Annotated in this window: 1 protein-coding gene; it reads left to right on the top strand. The window is 55.7% G+C overall.

From position 1 onward, the window contains the following. Positions 1-51 precede the first annotated feature (51 nt). The coding region (locus L248_RS16000) for an IS30 family transposase (RefSeq protein WP_052000108.1) at positions 52-776 on the top strand (725 nt) is incomplete at its 3' end.

Genomic DNA, 776 nt, shown 5'->3' with positions numbered 1-776 from the left:
CAGTCTAACAGTCCTAAGCATTACACTCAACTCAGCGCGGAAGAACGCGGGATGATCGACGCACTTTATCACACCCATGAGCTCTCCTACCACGAGATAGCTGCCGAGATTGATCGCAGTCCGAGCACTGTGAAGCGTGAGATTGATCGGGCCAGCATCCGTCAGCTGGACTATGATTACATGCCCCACTACGATTACTTCGCTGACACCGCCCAGGCACGGCACGAAAAGCTGTGCCATCACGACTACCGGAAGAAGCGTGTGCAAGGGTGCTGGCGCTCCTTCTTTAACTGGCTGGTAGTTAAGATTCAGAAGGATCATGCAGGCTTCCGTAAGCAAAGCGTTGATGGTTACGTCCATCTGTTTGAGCGGGCCTATCCGGGCGTCCCCTGTCCTTCAACGCCTACTGTTTACCACTACATTGACGATGATCTGCTGCCCTTAGACAACACTGACCTGCCGGAAAAACTGCGCCGCCGGGTTAAAAAGCCGGGCCGCAAGCACAAGCGCCAAAACAAGCGCTTGGCGGGTACTTCCATAGAAGAGCGACCGGAGGCAGTCAACGAGCGGCAGACCTTCGGCGACTGGGAAGGTGACCTGGTAAAGGGCAAACGAACCGTCAACGAGCCGGCGCTATTGACGCTCACGGAACGCAAAACGCGTTATGAGCTGGTCTTCAAGATCCCAAACTATCATGCGGAGACCTGCCGCCAGGCCTTGCAGTGGGTGGTCGACACGCAAGGGGCGGACCTCTTTCACTCGATCACCTTCGACAA

Source organism: Schleiferilactobacillus shenzhenensis LY-73 (genome assembly GCF_000469325.1).
In the GTDB taxonomy this organism is placed as follows: Bacteria; Bacillota; Bacilli; order Lactobacillales; family Lactobacillaceae; genus Schleiferilactobacillus; species Schleiferilactobacillus shenzhenensis.
Note: the sequence above shows the minus strand (reverse complement) of the source record. Positions and strands in the feature narration are given on the sequence as shown.